This is a genomic window from Vibrio sp. V19_P1S1T109 (assembly GCF_002241375.1).
Taxonomy (GTDB): Bacteria; Pseudomonadota; Gammaproteobacteria; order Enterobacterales; family Vibrionaceae; genus Vibrio; species Vibrio anguillarum.
Genome location: NZ_NDIM01000180.1, coordinates 1 through 20,208 on the forward strand (window position 1 = coordinate 1; position 20,208 = coordinate 20,208).

General features: G+C 45.7%; 17 protein-coding genes. All 17 read left to right on the forward strand.

The annotated features are described in order from the left end of the window. The first annotated feature begins 689 nt into the window (after nucleotides 1–689). Nucleotides 690–2,678 carry an RNase E specificity factor CsrD gene (gene csrD, locus B9J87_RS08485; RefSeq protein WP_094150200.1) on the forward strand — a complete coding sequence of 663 codons (1,989 nt, stop codon included), beginning with the start codon at nucleotides 690–692 and terminating at the stop codon, nucleotides 2,676–2,678. A gap of 12 nt (nucleotides 2,679–2,690) precedes the next feature. Next, nucleotides 2,691–4,133 (forward strand): MSHA biogenesis protein MshI, encoded by a 1,443-nt coding sequence (locus B9J87_RS08490; RefSeq protein WP_094150203.1) that lies wholly within the window; start codon nucleotides 2,691–2,693, stop codon nucleotides 4,131–4,133. Next, nucleotides 4,130–4,774: a type II secretion system protein GspM gene (gspM, locus tag B9J87_RS08495; protein WP_017046645.1), complete on the forward strand. Its 645-nt coding sequence runs from the start codon at nucleotides 4,130–4,132 to the stop codon at nucleotides 4,772–4,774. Before B9J87_RS08490 ends, gspM begins: the two co-directional genes overlap by 4 nt. Continuing rightward, complete coding sequence (locus B9J87_RS08500) at nucleotides 4,764–5,090, forward strand: MSHA biogenesis protein MshK (protein ID WP_017050664.1); 327 nt, start codon at nucleotides 4,764–4,766, stop codon at nucleotides 5,088–5,090. The genes gspM and B9J87_RS08500 overlap by 11 nt, the downstream gene beginning before the upstream one ends. A 14-nt stretch (nucleotides 5,091–5,104) precedes the next feature. Continuing rightward, nucleotides 5,105–6,733 carry a pilus (MSHA type) biogenesis protein MshL gene (gene mshL / locus B9J87_RS08505; RefSeq protein WP_094150206.1) on the forward strand — a complete coding sequence of 543 codons (1,629 nt, stop codon included), beginning with the start codon at nucleotides 5,105–5,107 and terminating at the stop codon, nucleotides 6,731–6,733. 5 nt (nucleotides 6,734–6,738) lie between these two features. Next, complete coding sequence (locus B9J87_RS08510) at nucleotides 6,739–7,584, forward strand: ExeA family protein (protein WP_026029164.1); 846 nt, start codon at nucleotides 6,739–6,741, stop codon at nucleotides 7,582–7,584. After that, nucleotides 7,581–8,726 (forward strand): tetratricopeptide repeat protein, encoded by a 1,146-nt coding sequence (locus tag B9J87_RS08515; RefSeq protein ID WP_094150209.1) that lies wholly within the window; start codon nucleotides 7,581–7,583, stop codon nucleotides 8,724–8,726. The genes B9J87_RS08510 and B9J87_RS08515 overlap by 4 nt, the downstream gene beginning before the upstream one ends. Next, nucleotides 8,716–10,440: a GspE/PulE family protein gene (locus B9J87_RS08520; RefSeq protein ID WP_064624286.1), complete on the forward strand. Its 1,725-nt coding sequence runs from the start codon at nucleotides 8,716–8,718 to the stop codon at nucleotides 10,438–10,440. Before B9J87_RS08515 ends, B9J87_RS08520 begins: the two co-directional genes overlap by 11 nt. Nucleotides 10,441–10,452: 12 nt before the next feature. Next, a complete protein-coding gene (locus B9J87_RS08525) occupies nucleotides 10,453–11,670 on the forward strand; it encodes a type II secretion system F family protein (RefSeq protein ID WP_013857883.1) in 1,218 nt (405 codons plus the stop codon). Between the two features lie 10 nt (nucleotides 11,671–11,680). Beyond that, complete coding sequence (locus tag B9J87_RS08530; protein ID WP_017050659.1) at nucleotides 11,681–12,142, forward strand: hypothetical protein; 462 nt, start codon at nucleotides 11,681–11,683, stop codon at nucleotides 12,140–12,142. A gap of 95 nt (nucleotides 12,143–12,237) precedes the next feature. Next, nucleotides 12,238–12,813 (forward strand): prepilin-type N-terminal cleavage/methylation domain-containing protein, encoded by a 576-nt coding sequence (locus tag B9J87_RS08535; protein ID WP_013857881.1) that lies wholly within the window; start codon nucleotides 12,238–12,240, stop codon nucleotides 12,811–12,813. A 37-nt stretch (nucleotides 12,814–12,850) separates the two neighbouring features. Then, on the forward strand, nucleotides 12,851–13,324 hold the full coding sequence (locus B9J87_RS08540) for a type II secretion system protein (protein WP_094150213.1): 474 nt from the start codon (nucleotides 12,851–12,853) through the stop codon (nucleotides 13,322–13,324). Between the two features lie 164 nt (nucleotides 13,325–13,488). Then, nucleotides 13,489–13,986, forward strand: a complete 498-nt coding sequence (locus tag B9J87_RS08545) for a prepilin-type N-terminal cleavage/methylation domain-containing protein (RefSeq protein ID WP_094150215.1) — start codon at nucleotides 13,489–13,491, stop codon at nucleotides 13,984–13,986. Continuing rightward, nucleotides 13,976–14,533, forward strand: coding sequence for a type IV pilus modification PilV family protein (locus B9J87_RS08550; protein ID WP_176429504.1), 558 nt, complete (start codon nucleotides 13,976–13,978; stop codon nucleotides 14,531–14,533). Before B9J87_RS08545 ends, B9J87_RS08550 begins: the two co-directional genes overlap by 11 nt. After that, on the forward strand, nucleotides 14,533–15,303 hold the full coding sequence (locus tag B9J87_RS08555) for a PilW family protein (protein ID WP_094150222.1): 771 nt from the start codon (nucleotides 14,533–14,535) through the stop codon (nucleotides 15,301–15,303). Before B9J87_RS08550 ends, B9J87_RS08555 begins: the two co-directional genes overlap by 1 nt. Continuing rightward, nucleotides 15,275–15,694 (forward strand): MSHA biogenesis protein MshP, encoded by a 420-nt coding sequence (locus B9J87_RS08560; RefSeq protein WP_094150224.1) that lies wholly within the window; start codon nucleotides 15,275–15,277, stop codon nucleotides 15,692–15,694. Before B9J87_RS08555 ends, B9J87_RS08560 begins: the two co-directional genes overlap by 29 nt. Next, a complete protein-coding gene (locus B9J87_RS08565; RefSeq protein ID WP_094150228.1) occupies nucleotides 15,691–20,166 on the forward strand; it encodes a DUF6701 domain-containing protein in 4,476 nt (1,491 codons plus the stop codon). The genes B9J87_RS08560 and B9J87_RS08565 overlap by 4 nt, the downstream gene beginning before the upstream one ends. Nucleotides 20,167–20,208: the final 42 nt, after the last annotated feature.

Here is a 20,208-nt window from a genome sequence, read left to right on the forward strand (position 1 = left end):
TTTTTACTCTGAGTGGTTCTGTGCTTGGCTTGGCAATACTGGCCTTTTACTCCACATTTTTCAGTTGAGTTAAGGTTTTTTTTCTGCGAAAATTTTAAACTGAACACCTTGCCCTTTGAATGTCTATGCATGTTTTCATTCAAAGCCTGTGCGTATCGCCGCACTATTCATAATTAAGCCTAATACCGTTAGGCTTGTCTGGTCTTTAAGCCAAAATTATTTCTGTCCAAAGGTGTGCTGACGGGGTGTAAAAAATAGGTATTGATACTGGCTGGTTTTCGAGAGGATGAAATCGAAGAGTTTCTAGCTTAGTAATACATACTCACTAACCCAAAGACTTTTTTGTGACATTGGATGGTTAGTGAGTCGTGTACTAATACACGATTAGAATGGTATCATCGCATACAAGATAGCTTGATGTGTTTTTGTAAAGTTTTATTGGTTTTCGTGACTTTTTTAACGGAATTCTTTACAGTTTTAGTTGTGGTTGGTTTTTATCTGTTGTTTAACAATGGCTTAATGGGCTGTCCCTTTGCTCAAGGTAACCATAACCATTCTAAACGTTCGAATGTCGAAAAAAGCCGCGAAAACCGCGGCTTTTTTATATAGTTATCACTATTAGCATTTTCTTATTTGTCAGCACAGCTTAGTGATCGACAAAGTTTACGTTGAAAAGGAATTCAGCATTCATGCGGTATACACCAACACTGAAACTGAGTACTCGGTTAGTAGCTTTTGTTACGCTCATCGTAACCAGTGCAATGTTCATTTTGTTTATTGGTGGAACTTTGTCTTTTCAACGGCTTGGACAAGAATATCTCAATCACTACCTAGCAGGAATTGTGGAGGTAGTCGATAAAGAAATAGAAGATCCTGATGCCGCTTATTCATTGCAACGTTGGATGCCCAAAATGTTGCAAGCCAGTAGCATTGTTGAAATGCAGCTCTCTTCACCAGCTGGCGTTATTTACCGTTTTAAAGATACCTCGTCCAAAGTCGACCCTGCCCGTTTGTACCATATTGATATTATCCTTGAACGTAATCCAGGCTACAGCATCAGCTTTAAAGCAGTTCCTCCCTATCTCAGTTATAGCTACTCATTGGGTGCCATGTGGTCTATTACGTTGGCAGTTGGTCTCATCGTGTTTTGTTTGATTCGTGGGGTAAAGTGGCTTAAAGAGCAATTGCTTGGAACTGAATTGTTGGAGGAGCGAGGGCGAATGATTCTCGCCGGTCGAGTGGAGCAGTACGCCAAAGGTGATCACCGCGAGTGGCCTTATACGGCGAGTGAGGCGCTTGATGTCCTGATTGATGAGCTGCAAGATGCTCGTCAAGAGCGTAGCCGCTTTGATACTTTTATCCGGACCCAAACCTTCTTAGATAAGTTGACGGGTACGGCCAACCGTGTCCTTTTTGATAGCAAATTGGAATCAGCCTTGTTAGAGAATGGCGCGCGTGGTGGCGTTTTGTTAGTGCGTATCGATGATTGGGATTCTCTGTGCGAAGAAAATGATAAAAAAGCAGCGGATGATCTCGTTGTGGAAGTCGGGGAGAACATCTCTAACGTCATACAGCGTTACCCGGATGTTATTTTATCTCGCTATTACGATACCGATTTTGCCATTTTTGTGCCGCACCAAGGGGTAAAAGAGGTCGCTTCTATTGCTACACAATGTTTGAAGCTTTTAGCGCGCATATCGCCTCCTGAGCCGCTCGATAAAGAAAACTGGTGCCATATAGGTATCAGTATGTACAGCGAAGGCGAGCGGCGTGGTCGAGTGTTGGATGAGGCAGAAACGGCCTTAAAAAGTGCTCAGTTACAGCGAGTGAATACGTGGAGCCGCTTTAAAAAGAGTACTTTTTTCCAAGAGGAACGCGGCAGTGTGCGTTGGCGAACTTTGTTTGATCAGGTGCTGACGCCTGAGAAAATAATTTTATTCCGTCAACCTTGCTATTTGCTTGAAAAGACGAATGATTTAGTATGGCTGCACGATGAGTTGTTTGCGCGTATTGATGATCCAGAACAAGGTGTTATAAAAGCCTCTCGCTTCCATTCAGCCTTAGAAACGGTTGGTTATGAAATGGTAATGGATCGAGCCGTATTGCTTAAAGTCGTTCGTTTGCTTAAAAGCTCTGAAGTTAAGGTCAATGTGTCAGTGAACTTGCATGTGATTCCATTCGCCGATAAGCAGTATTTTAAGTGGTTCCGGCATGAATTGTTGCAACTTACCTCGAGTAGCCGATCGCAGCTCTCCTTTGAGTTTCCTGAAGGCCGATTAGTGCAACATCTCGATTATATGCGCCCCGTTATTAAGATGATCTCCGGCCTCGGTGCTAAGGTAATCGTAGGGCAGGCGGGCAGAACCATTGTCAGCACTCACTACATAAAAGATCTTAAGATTGATTTCCTTAAGTTACACCGCAGTTTGATGAAGAAAATAGACCAACGGCATGAAAATCAGCTGTTTGTTCGTAGCATGATCGGTGCTTGTGGCGGTACTCAGACTCAAGTTATTGCGGTCGGTGTCGAAACAGAGCAAGAGTGGCAAACGCTAAAAAACCTAGGCATTCATGGTGGGCAAGGCCGACTGTTTGAAGAAGAACAGCCTTTGTTACCTGAGAAAATAATTAGCCCTAGCGTGACCTTAGGGCGAAGAAATCGTTGGCGTAAAAAATAAAAGCGAACCTATATGAATCTTCAGTCACTGATTGATAAATTAAAACCATCTAAAGCGACGTTGCGGCAATTGTTCGTTGTCGTAAGACCTGATGCTCTCTATTTCTCGGCTTTGGATGATGCGACTTTGCCGACAGAGATCCCGCTTGATGGTGCAACGTGGCAACATGTACTCTTTCACGCACTCAAACCGCTCAACATCAAGGGTACGGTAATTAACCTTGTCCTCCACGCTCATTTTTATCAAACTTATCAAATAGAAAAACCGCAGTTACCCAAAGAAGAGTGGTCAGTCGCCCTGCCATTTTTATTGAAAGATCTGGTGACAGAGAAAGTCACTGACATCATCGCTGATGCTTTTCCGTTACCCGCAGATAATAAAATTCAAGCCTACGTGGTCTCAAAACGCACGGTATTGGAAGTGGCGTCGCAACTGAGTGCGATGGGTTTAGCGTTAGGCAAAGTCATTCCCGAAGATGAAGTGTGGGCGAGAAGTGCCGGTGATCTTGAGCATTTTTTGCTGCTACAGCGCAGTAAAAACAGCAGTTTTAAGTTTGACGCATTTGTGGATCGAAAATGCTGTTTTCAACGCACAATGAGAGGTGTTGTCTCTCCCATTACTGGTGTCGCCAGCTCGGTTTTACAGCTCGATGGCTTAGCGTTAGAACTGCAACGTTCGATTGATTACCTTTCCTCGCAGCTTAAAGGGGCCTCATTACATCAGCTAAAAGTGCTGTGTGATGAAGAAGCGCAGCAAGAGTTGGTCGATGCATTAAATGAACGCCTAAATGTCAAAGTTTCCCTGCTTGATGAGCGGTTACCGAGTTCGGCGCATCTGCTGGTGGAGCAAGTGACTCGCATTGACGATTCAATGCTCAACTTATACCCGGCGCATCTTAAGCCGAAGAAAGAGTATTTTTCACTCTCCATGGTCTGCGCGATTTGGGGCATTGTCGCTTTAGTGATGCTATTGGCCTATGCCAGTTATCAATGGCAAAATAGTCAATTGAAACAGCAGCTACAAGCTAAACAAGCGCAAAATAAAGTCCTTGCTGCTGAATTAGAAACGACCAAACAGAAAGTTGATAAGCATAAGCCATCGGTTGAAAAAATGGCGGCGATTGAGCGTTTGAAGCAGCAAATTAAGGGCAAACAAGCCACATTGGATTCGATTAATGAGTTTGATCAATCACAACAGGTCGGTTACTCAGGAGTCATGCGTTCGCTCGCCACACTCAGCCGTGATGATATTTCATTAACGACCATTACCATTCAACATGAGCAGCTCGATTTGCAAGGCTTAGCCAGAGAGGCGAAAGATATTCCAAACTGGTTAAGTCAGTTTAAAAGCGAACTGAACCTAGTGGGACGTAGTTTTGAAAAGTTAAAAATTGCGCGCAATGAGCAAGGCATTCTCATCTTTGAGCTTAAAACTAAAGCGGAGGATAGCCAATGAATTGGCAGAGCATCAGCAACAAATTTTTAGCCATCAGTTCGCGTGAAAAAATGTTGATCGCCTTGTGCGGTTTAGTAGTGATTGCGCTGCTCCTGTTTAGCTTGTTACTTGAACCCGCGATGAAATCGGTGGCGGCTAATCGGTTACAGCTTCAGTCTGTTGAGCAGATGAACCAGCGAATGCAAGGTGAAATTCTGTTATTGACTGCTAAGCTTAATAAAGATCCGAATCAAGAGATCAATCTAGAATTCAAACAGTTAATGGCGCAGAGCCAAACTCTCTCGCTTGAGCTGGCAGCATTGGTTGATTCACTGATTACACCCGCGAAGATGGCGCAATTGCTTGAAAGTGTTTTGGCAACCAGCCCAGAGTTGACGTTGGTCTCCATGGAGTCATTAGCAGCAGAGCCGATTGCAAATAACAACCAATCATCTGAATATTCAGGCTATTATGTTCATCCTGTGAGATTGGAGTTCACCGGTAATTACTTCGCGATATTGAATTATTTGACCAATTTAGAAAGTTTACCGATGAAGTATTATTGGCGTCATTTCCAATACAAGGTAGAAAATTACCCCCAAGCCAGAGTCATTATGGAAGTGTACACATTAGGCATTAGACAGGAGTTTATTGGTGGTTAGATCCGTTTTTTCACTGCTGTTAATGTGTTTTGTATGCAGTAGTTGGGCAGCGCAAGATCCTACCGCGCCATTAGGTTGGGCGAGTGAGAGCGCATCACCTGTCAATAAGATAGAGAGTTACCCGCTACCTAGGTTGCAAAGTATTGTATGCCAACAAACCATACCTTGTGTGGCAGTGCTTAACGATCAAGTGGTTGGCATCGGAGAGTCGCTATTTGGCTACACAGTAGAAGCCATTGAACCACAGCAAGTGACCCTTTCTCGCAGAGGAAAGACGTGGGATTTAGGCCTCTTTTCTCTGGACATCAAGCAGTAAGGTATAGAAATCGTATGCGTAAAATCGTATTAGGCGTAGTCATCGTATCCTTAATGGGCTGTTCTATGGGGCATCGTGATCCAGTTGAGATGAAACAGTCTTTGAATCAGGCGATTAATGAAGCCAACAGCCGAAATCTAGCCGTTCTACCGGCCTCCGTAGAAGCTGACTTGATGCCTGACATTGAGGGAATCACAGCGCGCAGTCAAGAAACGGTTAAACGCTTTCGTATCCAAGCTGATAATGTGGATGCAAGGGTATTTTTTGCCAGTTTAGTGAAAGGAACGGAGTTTAGTGCCGCCATCCACCCTGAAGTTACTGGAAGTGTAACGGTAAATCTAACTGACGTGACTTTGGATGATGTATTGGCCGTCGTTCGTGACATGTATGGCTATGAAATTATTAAAAAGGGTAAAGTGATTCAGGTTTACCCGTCAGGCCTGCGTACGGTGACTATCCCGGTCGATTATTTACAACTTAAACGTACGGGCCGTTCTTTAACTTCCATCACCACCGGTACGATCACTAATACGGATACCGGTTCTAGTTCCTCGAGTAGTTCTAGCTCAAATTCCAGTACTAATTCCAATTCGAGTAACTCATCCAGTAATTCGAAAGGTGGGACTGAAATTGAAACCACCAGTGAAAGCGATTTCTGGCCGCAGCTTGAAAAAGCCGTTGCACAGCTGATTGGCTCGGGCAAAGGTCAAGGCGTTGTTGTCACGCCACAAGCGAGCGTAATCACTGTTCGAGCCTACCCAGATGAAATTCGCGAAGTGCGTAACTTCCTTGGCATTTCTCAGCAACGTCTACAGCGACAAGTGATCCTTGAAGCGAAAATTTTAGAAGTCACCTTGAGCGATGGTTACCAGCAAGGGATCAATTGGTCAAATATGTCCTTTGGCAATGGTGATGTTGTGATTAATAAGGTCGGTAGTGCGGCTTCGTTACTGCCGGGGATGGATGCGATTGGCACTCTGCTGCAAGGCCAAACCAATGTCACCATTTCAGATGGCAGCTTCCAAGCAGTGCTTAACTTCATGGGCACTCAGGGCGATTTGAATGTCCTATCCAGTCCAAGAGTCACCGCTGCTAACAACCAAAAAGCAGTGATCAAAGTCGGCACTGATGAATACTATGTCACTGACGTGACGGGTGTGGTTGGTAATGGCGATAACTCTAATGTTGCACCAGATATCCAACTCACGCCTTTTTTCTCGGGTATCTCGCTCGACGTGACGCCACAAATTGATGACCAAGGCAATGTGCTATTGCACGTGCACCCCGCGGTGATTGAAGTCGACGAGCAGAAGAAACAAATTGAATATGCAGGCAACCAAATTGTGTTGCCATTAGCGCGCAGTACGATCCGTGAATCAGATTCGGTGATCCGCGCGCAAGATGGTGACGTGGTGGTGATTGGTGGATTAATGAAATCCAACACCTCCAATCAAGTATCTAAAGTCCCTTTTTTGGGGGATTTACCCGGTTTAGGATATCTGTTTCGTAACACCTCGGAGCTGACTGAGAAAACCGAATTGGTGATTTTGCTGAAACCAACGGTTGTGGGTGTTAATACGTGGCAAAAAGAGCTCGAACGCTCGCGTGAACTACTGCAGGAGTGGTTCCCAGACGAAGAATAAACATCATGTATCTTGAGCACTTTGGTTTTGAGCAACTGCCTTTTCATCTTACGCCTAATACATCACTGTTTTTAGGCTTAGCGCCACATTACGAGGCGATTCAGACAGTGAGTGCCGCCATTGATTTAGGCGAAGGGGTGATCAAGATAACCGGAGAAGTCGGAACCGGAAAAACCATGGTGTGTCGTATGTTGATCAATCATTTACATGATCATATTGCACTGATTTACTTACCCAACCCAGCGCTTAATGGTCGAGAACTTCGCCAAGCTGTCGCCAGCGAACTAGGCCTTAGTAAGCAAGATGATGCGGATATTGTTGATCGTATTCAGCAACAATTGATTGTGCTAAAGCAGCAGGGGAAACGAGTAGTCGCGATTGTTGACGAAGCACAAGCGTTACCAGACGATGCATTGGAAGTGCTGCGTTTATTCGGCAATTTAGAAACAGAATACACAAAGTTGTTGCAACTGGTGTTGATCGGCCAACCGGAGCTCGATGAGCGTTTAGCGCAGCACCATCTGCGCCAATTTCGCCAACGAATTACTTTTAGCGCTTATCTGCGGCCGCTCTCTTTAGATGAAACAGTCGCTTATATCGAGAGCCGCTTGAGCAAAGCCGGAGGTGATGCGCAACTGTTTAATCTTGAACAGAAAAAAGCGTTGTGGCGAGCCAGTTATGGCACCCCTCGTTTGATTAACCAAGTGTGTCACAAAGCTCTGTTGCTGGCTTTTACGCAAAACGACAGCACGATTCGCAATCAGCACCTATTTACAGCGATTCACGATACGTTTGATACCTGTAAGCCTAAGTTTAAACGCCCTTTTATGTGGGGATGGAGTCAATCATGAGTGCGATGAACGATGCACTATCAAAACTGGCACAAGCGCAACGCCAGTCGGTGGTGAACTTGCAACCAGCGCAAGTTGCGAAAGTAAAACGCAGCCGCGCTTGGTTGTGGATGGTAGCCGGGTTTGCTGCCAGCCTTGCGGTCGGTGGATGGGCGGTGTCACAGCAGCAAGCTATGGTTGACCAAGCTGCGGTTGACCAAACTATTGTCGGTCAAACTATGGTCAGCCAAACAGTGGTCAGTCAGACATTGGCCAATCAAGCGATAGTGAATGAACCTAAGAGCCTGTTGTTAGAGGTTGATGAGCGAAGCTCTTCGCCTGCGCTTGTTTCCCCGACCACCAAAATTGTTCCGGTTCACCGTCCCGTTTACCAAACTGCCGTTGTTGCAGTGGACAAAAAAACGTCAAATTCAGCAATGCCCACAGTGACGGTTAAACAGGATTCGGCCTTAGCCAATCAACAGCCGTTGTATTCTAACCGTGCGGTCGCGCTCGGTGCTGAAAGTGGCCAAGAAATCTCAAGTGTTTTGATTGAACAAGTGGATTTGACGCCAGAGCAACTGGCGGTAAAAGCAATGAGCCGCGCTGATAAAGCCGTGGACAGTAATGATCTCAAAGAGGCACTGGATGCGTACAGTGAAGTGCTACGCTTTACCCCAGAAAATGAACTCGCCCGTCAAAAATTATCCGCGCTCTATTACGGCAAAGGTGATGCGCGCAAAGCTTTTGAAATTTTACAAAGCGGTATAAAACTCAATCATAGCGGAGAAAGTTTGCGGATCGCGTTAGCCAAATTACTGATTAAAGAGAAGCAGAGTGAAGCGGCGTTAACCCCTCTAGTTCATTTACCTGACAATGCTTCGATCGATTATCTCTCGCTAAGGGCAGCCTTGGCACAAAAAGCCAAGCAAGATTCACTCGCATTAGAAAGCTATCAACGCTTAGTCAAGCTTGATGCTGAGAACGCACGCTGGTGGTTAGGGCTTGCGATAGCACAAGAGCGCACGATGGATTTTCAGGTGGCCAAATATACCTACCAACAAGCGCTTGCGAAAGTTGGCCTCTCGAGTCAGTCGCAACTATTTATTCGTGATCGCCTAGTCGTACTAAGCAGTTTAGAGGAGAGTACGAGTGCAAATTAAGCTACGAAAACGCTTAGGTGATCTGCTGGTTGAAGAAGGGATCATCACTGAAAATCAAGTTGAACAAGCGCTCGCTGCGCAAAAACGCAGTGGACGTAAACTGGGTGACACGCTGATCGAACTCGGCTTTTTGTCAGAGCAGCAGATGCTTAGCTTCTTATCGCAGCAACTTTCGCTGCCGTTGATCGATCTCAGCCGAGCCAATGTTGATATTGATGCAGTGCAGATCCTCCCGGAAGTACATGCACGCCGTTTACGCGCCTTAATCATTGGCAAAAATGGCGACACGCTGCGCATCGCAATGAGTGATCCGGCGGATCTGTTTGCTCAAGAATCTCTGCTTACTCAATTACCCCAATACAGTTTTGAATTTGTTATTGCTCCAGAAAAACAATTGGTTGAAGGGTTTGATCGTTACTATCGCCGCACCAAAGAGATTGCGTCCTTTGCCGAGCAGCTACAACTGGAACACCAAGGCAATACCGCCTTTGATTTCGATATCGGTGATGATGATAGCGATGAAGTGACCGTTGTTAAGCTCATCAACTCTCTATTTGAAGATGCGATTCAGGTCGGGGCGTCTGATATTCATATCGAACCTGATGCCAACGTATTGCGTTTGCGCCAGCGGATTGATGGGGTATTACACGAAACCCTACTCAATGAAACCAACATCGCTTCGGCTTTAGTGCTGCGTTTAAAATTGATGGCCAATCTTGATATCTCAGAAAAACGCCTCCCACAAGATGGCCGTTTTAATATCCGAGCCAAAGGCCAATCGGTCGATATTCGTATGTCGACCATGCCAGTACAATACGGTGAATCGGTGGTGATGCGTTTGCTCAACCAATCATCCGGAGTTCGTAAACTGGAAGAGTCAGGTATTCCTGATGATATTTTACAGCGTTTACGTCATCAACTTAAACGTCCACACGGCATGATCTTAGTGACTGGCCCAACCGGCTCTGGGAAAACGACGACGCTGTACGGCGCGTTATCAGAGCTCAATGTTCCCGGTAAAAAAATCATTACCGCAGAAGATCCAGTTGAGTACCGATTGCCACGCATCAGCCAAGTGCAGATCAATCCTAAAATTGACCTTGATTTCTCAACTGTGCTGAGAACCTTTTTGCGTCAAGACCCGGACATTATTCTAGTCGGGGAGATGCGCGATCAAGAAACCGTTGAAATTGGTTTGCGCGCGGCCTTAACCGGCCACTTAGTGTTGAGCACCTTACACACCAATGATGCCGTTGATAGCGCCTTGCGCATGATGGACATGGGCGCGCCGGGTTATTTAGTGGCCAGCGCCGTGCGGGCGGTGGTTGCCCAACGTTTAGTGCGTAAAGTGTGCCCCGATTGTAAAGCGGTGGATGAGGTTGATGAAGCGCGCAAACAGTGGCTGACGGTGCGTTTCCCAAATCAAGTTGAAGCGGCTTTTACACGTGGGCGTGGGTGCCAGAACTGCAATTTGACGGGGTACCGTGGGCGAATTGGGGTTTTTGAAATGCTAGAACTTGAACACGAGATGATGGATGCGCTGCGCGCCAACGATGCAGTTAGTTTTGCGCAAGCCGCTCGTCAGTCGAAGCAATACAAACCGCTGCTAGCTTCGGCGATGGAGTTGGCGCTACAAGGGGTTGTCAGTTTAGATGAAGTGATGAGCTTAGGTGAAGGTGATTCATCCGGCATCATTCAAGCCATCTATCTATAGTTAAGGTTACTCATGCCAACGTATCGTTATCAGGGTCGAAATTTAGATGGTAGCAAAACCTCTGGGCATGTTGATGCCCCGACAGAAGAGCTCGCGGCGGAAGCGCTATTTAACAAGGGTGTGATTCCGACCTTAATTTCGTCAGACCAAGGGGCTGATTTTTCGATTGATTGGAAATCGCTGTTTACCCCAAGTGTGCCACTTGAGGTGTTGGTGATCTTCTGTCGTCAGCTTTACAGCTTGACCAAGGCGGGAGTGCCGCTGCTGCGCTCGATGAAAGGACTTATCCAAAATTGTGCCAATAAACAGCTTAAAGAAGCATTGGAAGCGGTTAGTAATGAGCTAACCAACGGGCGCAGTTTATCGAGCTCAATGCAGATGTACCCGAAAGTCTTTAGCCCGTTGTTTGTGTCGATGATCCACGTCGGTGAGAACACAGGGCGGCTCGATGAAGCTTTGCTGCAATTGTCTCATTACTACGAGCAAGAAGTCGAAACTCGTAAACGGATTAAAACGGCGATGCGTTATCCGAGTTTTGTCATCAGCTTTATTTTGGTCGCGATGTTCATTCTCAACGTTAAAGTGATCCCACAATTTACTAGTATGTTTAGCCGTTTCGGGGTTGATTTACCGCTGCCAACTCGCATTTTAATTGGTATGTCAGATTTCTTTGTCAACTACTGGCCGATGATGATAGGCGTATTGCTTGGGTGTTTATTTGCTTTCAGAGCTTGGTTGAGCACAGCCGCAGGGCGTCAAAAGTGGGATAAGTTTCGCTTAAGAATGCCAATTGTCGGCGGCATAGTGAACCGAGCGCAATTGGCGCGTTTTTCTCGAACTTTTGCCTTGATGTTGAAAGCGGGGGTGCCGTTAAACCAATCGATAGCATTATCTGCCGAAGCGTTGGATAACAAATTTCTAGAATCTCGCCTGTTAGAAATGAAAGCTGCCATTGAAGCGGGAACAAGCGTATCCACCACCGCGGTAAACGCCAATATTTTTACGCCATTAGTTATTCAGATGATTTCGGTGGGTGAAGAGACAGGGCGCATTGATGAGTTGCTACTTGAAGTCGCGGACTTCTATGATAGAGAGGTGGATTACGATCTCAAAACCCTCACCGCGCGCATAGAGCCGATTTTATTGGTGATTGTTGCCGCTATGGTGTTGGTGCTGGCACTTGGCATCTTTTTGCCAATGTGGGGAATGCTCGACGCGATCAAAGGATAAAGGTTGTCAGATGAAAACGGCGATAGAGCGTTCTCAGTTCGTAATTTGGGGGTTGATTGTATTTGTTCTTTTGATGGCTTTGCTATCAGCATGGCAGTCGATAGAAAAAGAAGCCAATCAAACCGCATTAGCGATGGCGAGCAGTAAAATCGTAGAAAGTGCCAATTTTTATAAGCAAGATTGGTTATTAAAGGGGCGGCCCTCAACTTTAATCGCGAATGGTCGATTACTCAATATGAGTGCAACGGGCTGGGTATTACCATTGGCTGAGAATGAATCAAGTATAGATTGTCGTTATTGGTTAAGCCTGCTATACCCAGATGAACAACTACTTGAAAGCAAAGTGATTTCAATTGAGTCGGCACATCAAGCAAATCAGTATCAATGTCGCTATGTTTACAGTCAAAAACAGGTGATAACCATTGAACTTTTAAGGGATAAGTTTACAGTAAGCGTCGATTTTTCAGCATGAGTTTTCGACATAAGCAGTGAAATGGGCACTCGCCCCGTAGCGATGCGAGAACAAGTGCGTATAATACACGGTAATAACAAAGAGATAGGTAGAGCATGGATAACAAACAAACGGGCTTTTCCTTAGTTGAATTAGTCGTAGTGATTGTGGTTGTCGGCTTATTAGCCGTTGCAGCGCTACCCCGCTTTTTAGATGTCACCGATGAAGCGAAAAAAGCCAGCATCGAAGGGGTTGCCGGTGGTTTTGCTACTGGTGTTCTATCGGCGCGTGCTCAGTGGGAAGCTCAGGCAAGAACCTCTGTGACTTTGGGCTCGGAAAAACAAAACACCGTCAACTATGATGGTGTCAATTTCTGGCTGACTCGCTCTACAGATAGCAGCGGGGCCGCAACAGGTTTTAGGGACGGTTATCCGTTGGCGCTCAATACCGATAATACCAGTTATCCAGCGGCGATTACGGATCAGTCATGTATTGATTTAATGGATAATTTGCTGCAAAACCCACCAAAAGTTGACACAGTCGCTAATGCAGCCAATAACGCTAATGTAAAATATTCAGCACAAGCCGATGACGGGCAAGCCACTTGTACTTATGTGCAAAAAGAGGGCGGAACCGCGCACCAGTTTGTGTATGAGATAAAAACTGGTCGTGTGACCGTCACTTTGCAGTAAGTCTGCGCATTGATTAAAACATAGAGAGAAAGTAACTATGAAAAGACAAAACGGTTTCACCCTAATCGAACTTGTGGTTGTGATTGTCATTCTCGGCATTCTCGCCGTCACCGCCGCACCACGTTTTTTGAATTTGCAAGGCGATGCGCGTGATGCTTCTTTACAAGGACTAAAAGGTGCGATGCAAGGTGCCGCTGGCATTGTTTATGGCCGAGCGGCAATTGATGGTAAAGAGTCTGTCTCTGCAGCAGATGTCGCTATTAGTGGTATTAGCGGTGCAGTAAAAGTTGTGTGGGGTTATCCTGAAGCAAGTGCTAATGGTATAGGTAAAGTCGTGACTGGTTTGGATAGTGATTGGAAAGTTGTATCAGGTTCAAATACTACTAATGACGCTATATCGTATACTTTCAAAACGGGTAGCGATGATTCTAGTAAATGTTTTGTTAAATACGCAGTAACTCCAAGTACGCCATCATCTGAGCCCACGATTGAAATCGTAAGTTGTAAGTAAGAAAAGCGTAGGGTTATCGCCTTGTAGGTAAAGGCCAGCATTGCTGGCCTTTACTTTATCTATAACGAGAGTTCTTTCTCACCCACAAAAGTCAGTAAAACTTAAGCCCACTACGGAAGTTTCTTATATACTTTAAGCACTTGTTTTTTCGCTAGAGGTATAAAATGCAGCAACATTTAGCAGCGCGGCGTGGTTTTACGTTGATCGAGCTGGTCGTGGTTATTGTGCTGCTGGGCATTGTTGCTGTGTACGCTGCAAGCCGTTATACCGGCATCTCCTCCTTTTCAAGCGTGACCACACAAAGCGAAGTGTTGGCCTCATTGCGTTTAACCCAAAGCCGCGCCATGCAGCGCACCGACCTCTGTAATCGCTGGTTGGTCAGCAATAATCAAGCACAGCAAGTATCTCCTTCCGTTTCTGCTGGTGCTTGCACCACTTCACTACCAAGTACGCTGGCAGACAGCAGTTTTGTCGATGCTGCGGCGAACGATATCACCCTGACGTTAACCAATAATGATGGTAGCCATTTTTTAGATTTTGATAGTTTAGGTCACGCCGCGCAGTGCTTAACGGCAAACTGCACCGTTACCTTAAATAATCTGCAATCGGGTGAATCTCGCCAAGTGTGCATCAATAGCGAGGGGTACATTTATGCGTGTTAACGCGCCGCGCGGGTTTACTCTCATTGAGATGATCATCGTTATCACGGTAACGGCAATAGCGATGACAGGCATCACGGCCGCGCTTTATCCTCGCTCGCAGCAAAGTGCTGAACAGGTGCTGGCTGTAAAAGCCGCCGAGTTAGGCCGCGCGGTTATGGATGAAGTAATGGGCCGAGCCTTTGACGAAAACTCCGGCCCTAATGGTGGAGTGCCTGAGTGTGTATTAGTGACAGCATCAGGACGAACAATGTGTACGTCCATTGCGCAACTTGGTCCCGAACCTAGTGAAACCAATAATACGTTGTACAACGATGTGGATGATTTCCATGGCCTAACGGGATCGGTTAAAGATGTATTAGGCATTGATATCAGTGCTGATTACCAACGTTATAACGTTGAGATTCAAGTATTTTATGAGCAGGACAATGGTGGGCAACTAAGCGGAGTGAACGCTAACCAACTGACTCACTATAAACGGGTATCTGTGGTGATCATTGACCCGAAGGGCAACCGCTACCCCTTTGCGGCGATTAAGGGCAATTTCTGATGCGTGGTTTTACCCTGATTGAAATGGTGATTGCGATTATTCTGTTGTCGGTAGTCGGGCTATTTTTAGGCTCTGTGATCCGCCAAAGTATGGGTATTTATGTTGATACCACCGCCCGTGAAGCTTTGATCCAACAAGGGCGCTTTGTTACTGAGCGGCTGAGCCGAGAACTGCGTGAAGCGGTACCAAACAGCGTGATGGTAGAAAATGGTTGCATTGAGTTTTTACCGATCACTGACAGCGCGATCTACAGCGACCTGCCAACCGTGCAATCGCCTTCGGCTGCGGTGCGTTTATTGCCGATCGACAAAAAGGTACTCAATGGCGATCGTCTAGTCGTGTTCCCAACCAACGCCGCTTCGCTACGCCAAACGCCAAGTGCAAGCGGACAAACAGCGCAAGTAAACGCAGATGTGGATTTTACATCACCCAACAACACAAGCATGGTCGATGTAACCTTGACACAACCGACTGGTTTTGTAATTCAATCGCCAGCTAAGCGAGTCTATTTTTATCGCACGCCAGTGGCTTTTTGTTATCAGAACAGTCGTATTTATCGTTACGCGGATTACACGCTTAATCGCAGTGCGCTCAGCCCTGAGCAGCTTGGCACTCCAGTATTGATGGCTGAAAACATTAGCCAAGCTAATTTTCACGTCACACAGCCAGAGCTACAACGCAACGGCTTAGTGAAAATTGAACTGACATTTTCCGACCGCGGCGAGGAGGTAAAGTTTGACCATGATGCGCTTATCTACAACACGCCGTAAACAGCAAGGCAGCGGCTTAGTATTGGTCATCTTTATCATTCTGGTGGTCGGCTTTGTTGCATCGGTCGCGAACCGTAATCAACAGCGCAATAGCCAGCAATTGGTTTCGATGGTGTTAGGGACAAGGGCTGAAATGGCGGCGCGATCGGCGATCAACGTTGAACTGAGTCGTTTTTATCAAACGACAACCGACGGCAGTTGCCATACTCATTCTGTACAATCACTCACGTTTGAAGGTGAAGGATTAGCACAATGTAGCGCACAGGTTAAATGTAATTTGGTGGGTACAATGGATGATGGCCGTACTGTCTATCAACTGACTTCAACCGGGCGCTGTCAGTCTGGTGATTGGACGTTGCAGCGAGTTATTGAAGTGGGGGTGAAAAAGTGATCCACTATAAATGGCTGATTAGCTTACTGCTCATGAGCGGTGGGGTTTGTGCCCAACAATATAATTTATCCAATAATCAATATCCTCCTTGTAATACCTCGTGGCAAAAATCTGGCAACACTTATACCTGTAGCGGTAATGGTCAAGTGACGTTAAATGATGGTGATGTGATTGTCGCCGATGTTGACTCAACACTGATCGCCAATGACGGTTTTTATTTGATTAATAACCAAGTGGGTAACGCATCAAATAGGATAAGCCTGCAAGCCAACTATGGAGCGATAGCCAGCCAAGGCTCTCAAAATACGATTTATGGGGATGTTTCAGCCAACAGCAGCAACGTAACTTTCAATAACACCAATTTGATTGGTAATGTTACGACGGGAGGAAACGTCACTATCAACGGTGGTAGCGTGCAGGGTAATTTAACCAGTAATAATAAAACGGTTGTTATTACTGGATCAAACGTGGTTGGTAATATTACGGCGCAATCAGGCATTGTCATTACAGGAAGTGTGTATAGCGGCAATATTACGATGACCTCTAATAACTCTGTGACGTTTAATTCGGTGGATATGACTTCCGGTTCAGTATCAGGGGCAAGTCATTTCACGGCAAACAATAGCCAGCTAGGAAGGCCTGATTCTCAGGTCAGTATTAGTACTACCTCTAACGATATTACCTTAAATGACTCAACGGCTTATGGTGATTTTAATGCGGCAACCAATAATGCTGGTGGCCAAGTTAATGTCAACAATAGTTCAATTACTGGTACATGTTCCCCCATATCTAATCCATTGAATGCTTGTGATCCCTCTCCTGTAGCGCGCTATCATTTTGATGAAGTGCAATGGAGTGGGGCTGTCAATGAAGTCAAGAATGCGTTTGGCTCTTCTCTTAACGGCCGCGCAATGAATGGTGCGCTTACCAGCTCTCAATCACCGGCGCTACCCGCCAATATTAATAATTACGGTACTTGTGGTTATGGCGAGTTTGTTGCCAACCAAAACCAATATGTACAAGTGGCTCATGATAGCCAGTTATCTTTCTCGGACCAGCTAACGATATCTGCGTGGGTGTACCCCGTCAGCCGACCGCCGAATGGTGGCTTGCATACCATAGTGGCGAAAGATACTAACTACGAATTCCACCTTAATAGCCAAGGGCGAGTTTTCTGGTACTGGGAGAGAAGTTCTGGCGGTGCTAATACACTAACCACATCCGATGTTATTCCGCTAAATACTTGGACTCATATCACCATTCGTTATAACCGTTCAGCCAATGGTAATGAGCGACAAAAAATCTATATTAATGGTGTGGTTGCTGCGAGGAGCAATGATAACCAACCGCTAAAAACCAATACTCTGAATTTGGAGATTGGTCGAGATTATAATTCCGATAGCCGAAGTTTTTCTGGAAGGCTTGATGAAGTGGCTATTTATAATCAAGCACTAACTGATGGTCAGATTCTGGATTTGTATAACGAGCGCCATTTGTGCCAAAGCTCTGGGTTGCAATGCTTTAGCGATGATTTCCAAAGTCAGCCGTTGGATGAGCAGTGGCGAGTATTCAGTAGCAGTGGCAACTTTACGCCTTCAATCACCAATAATCGCATGCGATTAACACAAGCGGTGCAAAACCAAGCCACAGCCTCAACATTCCAACGCATTTTCCCAGCGGCAGGGAACCGTGTAGAGGTTGAATTTGACTATTTTGCTTATGGTGGTAATGGCGCAGATGGGGTGGCGATTGTCTTTTCTGATGCCTCTGTCACTCCTCAAGTTGGGGCATTTGGTGGGCCTTTAGGTTTTGGTTATAAAGTCAATGAGCAAAAACCCGGATTTGCGGGCGGCTGGTTAGGCATTGGATTGGATGAATATGGTAACTATTCGATCGAAGGTGGCGGGAATGGCCCAGGCCGCAGGCGGCAAGCTGTTGTATTAAGAGGTTCTGGTTCCGGCTATAGCGGTTATAACTATTTAGCAGGCACGTGTAATAACGGCACAACCAATACCAATGGAGATTGCCTAAATCCGAGGGTAGATAATACCAATGGTAATCCTCAGCACCGCTACCGAATTGTTATTGACTCAACTCAAGCTTCAACGTCGCTGGTGACCGTAAGCCGTAAAGTTGGCACTGCCAGTTGGAAAACTTTAATTGGGCCAGTTGATGTGATGTCATTTGCGGCGCAACAAAATGTTCCTACGGATCTGTTTATGTCCATTACAGGTTCTACAGGCTCTTCGACTAATAACCATGAAATTGATAATTTCGAAGTCTGTGCGCTCAATTCTCGTCCAGTTGGCGAGCAAATTAATCACTTTCGCATCTCTTTGCCTGCACAAGGTTTAACTTGTGCAGCTTCTGACGTGTCTGTGACGGCGTGTGCCGATGAAAGTTGCAATAACTTATTTACCGATCCGGTTATTGCTTATTTAGTCCCTAACTCTCTACCTAGTGCAACGGGCGGTTGGGTGAATGGTTCAACTATCTCATTTAGTAATGGGGTTGGTAACACCCAACTTAGGCGTAACAGCGCAGGTAATGTCACCGTTGATGTTTCTGGTTCCGTTCCCACGGCTATGTCTTTCAATAACACTTTATGCAGCCACAATGGGAATGCTGGCCCCTTTTTGACCAGTAACTGCACGATGAACTTTGCTGACAGTGGCTTCATTTTGGATGTACCCAATTCCTACGCCAATCAATCGGTAACTGGGACCATTAAAGCGGTACGAAAAGATAACGCTTCACAACTGTGTTTGCCTAGTTTTCAAAATGTACAGAAACCCGTTTCCTTTTGGAGTGATTACTTGAGCCCTAATGGGGGGCAAGGTTTTAGCGCTTTATCGGTTGGTGTGAATAGTGTGACGGTAGGGCAGTCATCCACTACTGCGACGCCAGTGGTGCTCAATTTCAACCAAAATGGTGAGGCGAGCATTAACGTATCCTATCGTGAGGCTGGTAGCCTTGCTTTGAATGCTCGTTTAACTGGGAGTGGTGATGAGCAGGATTTGCAACTAACAGGTCAAACGACTTTTATACGAGTTCCTCGTGCGTTGGTGTTAAGAACGGATAAGCGATTTGACGCCACTCCACCTGATGGGCAATGCTTAAGTGCGGATACCAGTTGTACTGTATTTGCCAGAGCTGGAGAGGTTTTTGATCTCAATATTAAAGCAGTTGCGGCTGAGCCCAATGAAGATAATGATTTTACCAATAATTTGGGTTTAACTAATTACCAACAGCAATCAATAACTCTGGATCATGTACTGAGAGAGCCAGCTAGTGGTTCTGCTGGTTCTATTGGTACACTGAATTACGATCATGAGCTGGGAGAGGTTACAACCGTTCAACAGAGTGTGACTGAAGTTGGTGTGTTTGATTTTTTATTAGTCCCGCCCACATCCTATCTTGGCTTAGATTTAACTGCGGCTAATTTGCCGATCTCGGTTGCCTCAACGGGGTCTATCGGTCGTTTTACTCCCTATTATTTACACCTATTTACTCCCGATTATTCACACCTAGAGGATAATACTCCTAGTTTTTCTCAAGCATGTAGTACTTTCACTTATTTGGGGCAGGCAATGAAATTTGATCGGTTACCTGAAGTTGCGGTAGCAGGGCGATTTTACGATGAATTGGGTACTAATGACGAAGGTGAGACGGAGAATTATAAGATTGGTAGCTGGTGGCGATACAGTAATCCTTGGCTCTATCGAAATTTTTCAGCGCAAAGTTCAGGTTTTAATATCACTGATACTGAAACACCGGGATTATTAAACCCGCAAGAGGGATTTGCTTGGCCGGGAAGTGTGGTGATTGATGCAAGTAACTTTATTGCTCGGCTTGAAAATGCTCAAATTCGCTATGACAAGCCTTACGCTCCGGTAGAGCCTATCGCTGAGGGAGTGATTTTACACCTCTCAATTGATGATACGAAAGATTTAGACGGTGTGTGTTATCAAACCAGCGCTGGTTCGGGGTGTATTGGCTATGATTTTCCATCTTCAGAGAGTCAGAATCAGCGCTGGGGAAAACTGGTGATCCACGACACTTATGGCCCAGAAACGAGTGGCTTAAGTCAAGCGATTACCAGTGAATACTTCACCTCAAATAGCTTTGTTTTAAATAAAGCTGACAGTTGTACCAGTCTCCCCACAATTGATGATTTTGTTTTCAATTCCTCTGATTTTACTGTGCTGAAAAATGGCACACCGATACCGCCAGAAGTAAAAGTGACATTGGCTGGTGATTTAAGTTCTGGAGAGAGCAGTGTGGATTATACTCCGCCAGGTTCGGCGAATACTGGTGTTGTCGTGAACAGCTACAATCTTTCAACTTTGTTACCTTGGTTACGTGTTGATGCTGATTCTAATGATAGCTTTGAAGACAGTATCTCAGGCCGAGTACAGTTTGGATTGTACCGAGGCAGCGACCGGGTAATCTGGTGGCGTGAAAAAAATTAACCGGATAATTCACACAAATTCATGAAGATTTTTCTACCTAAG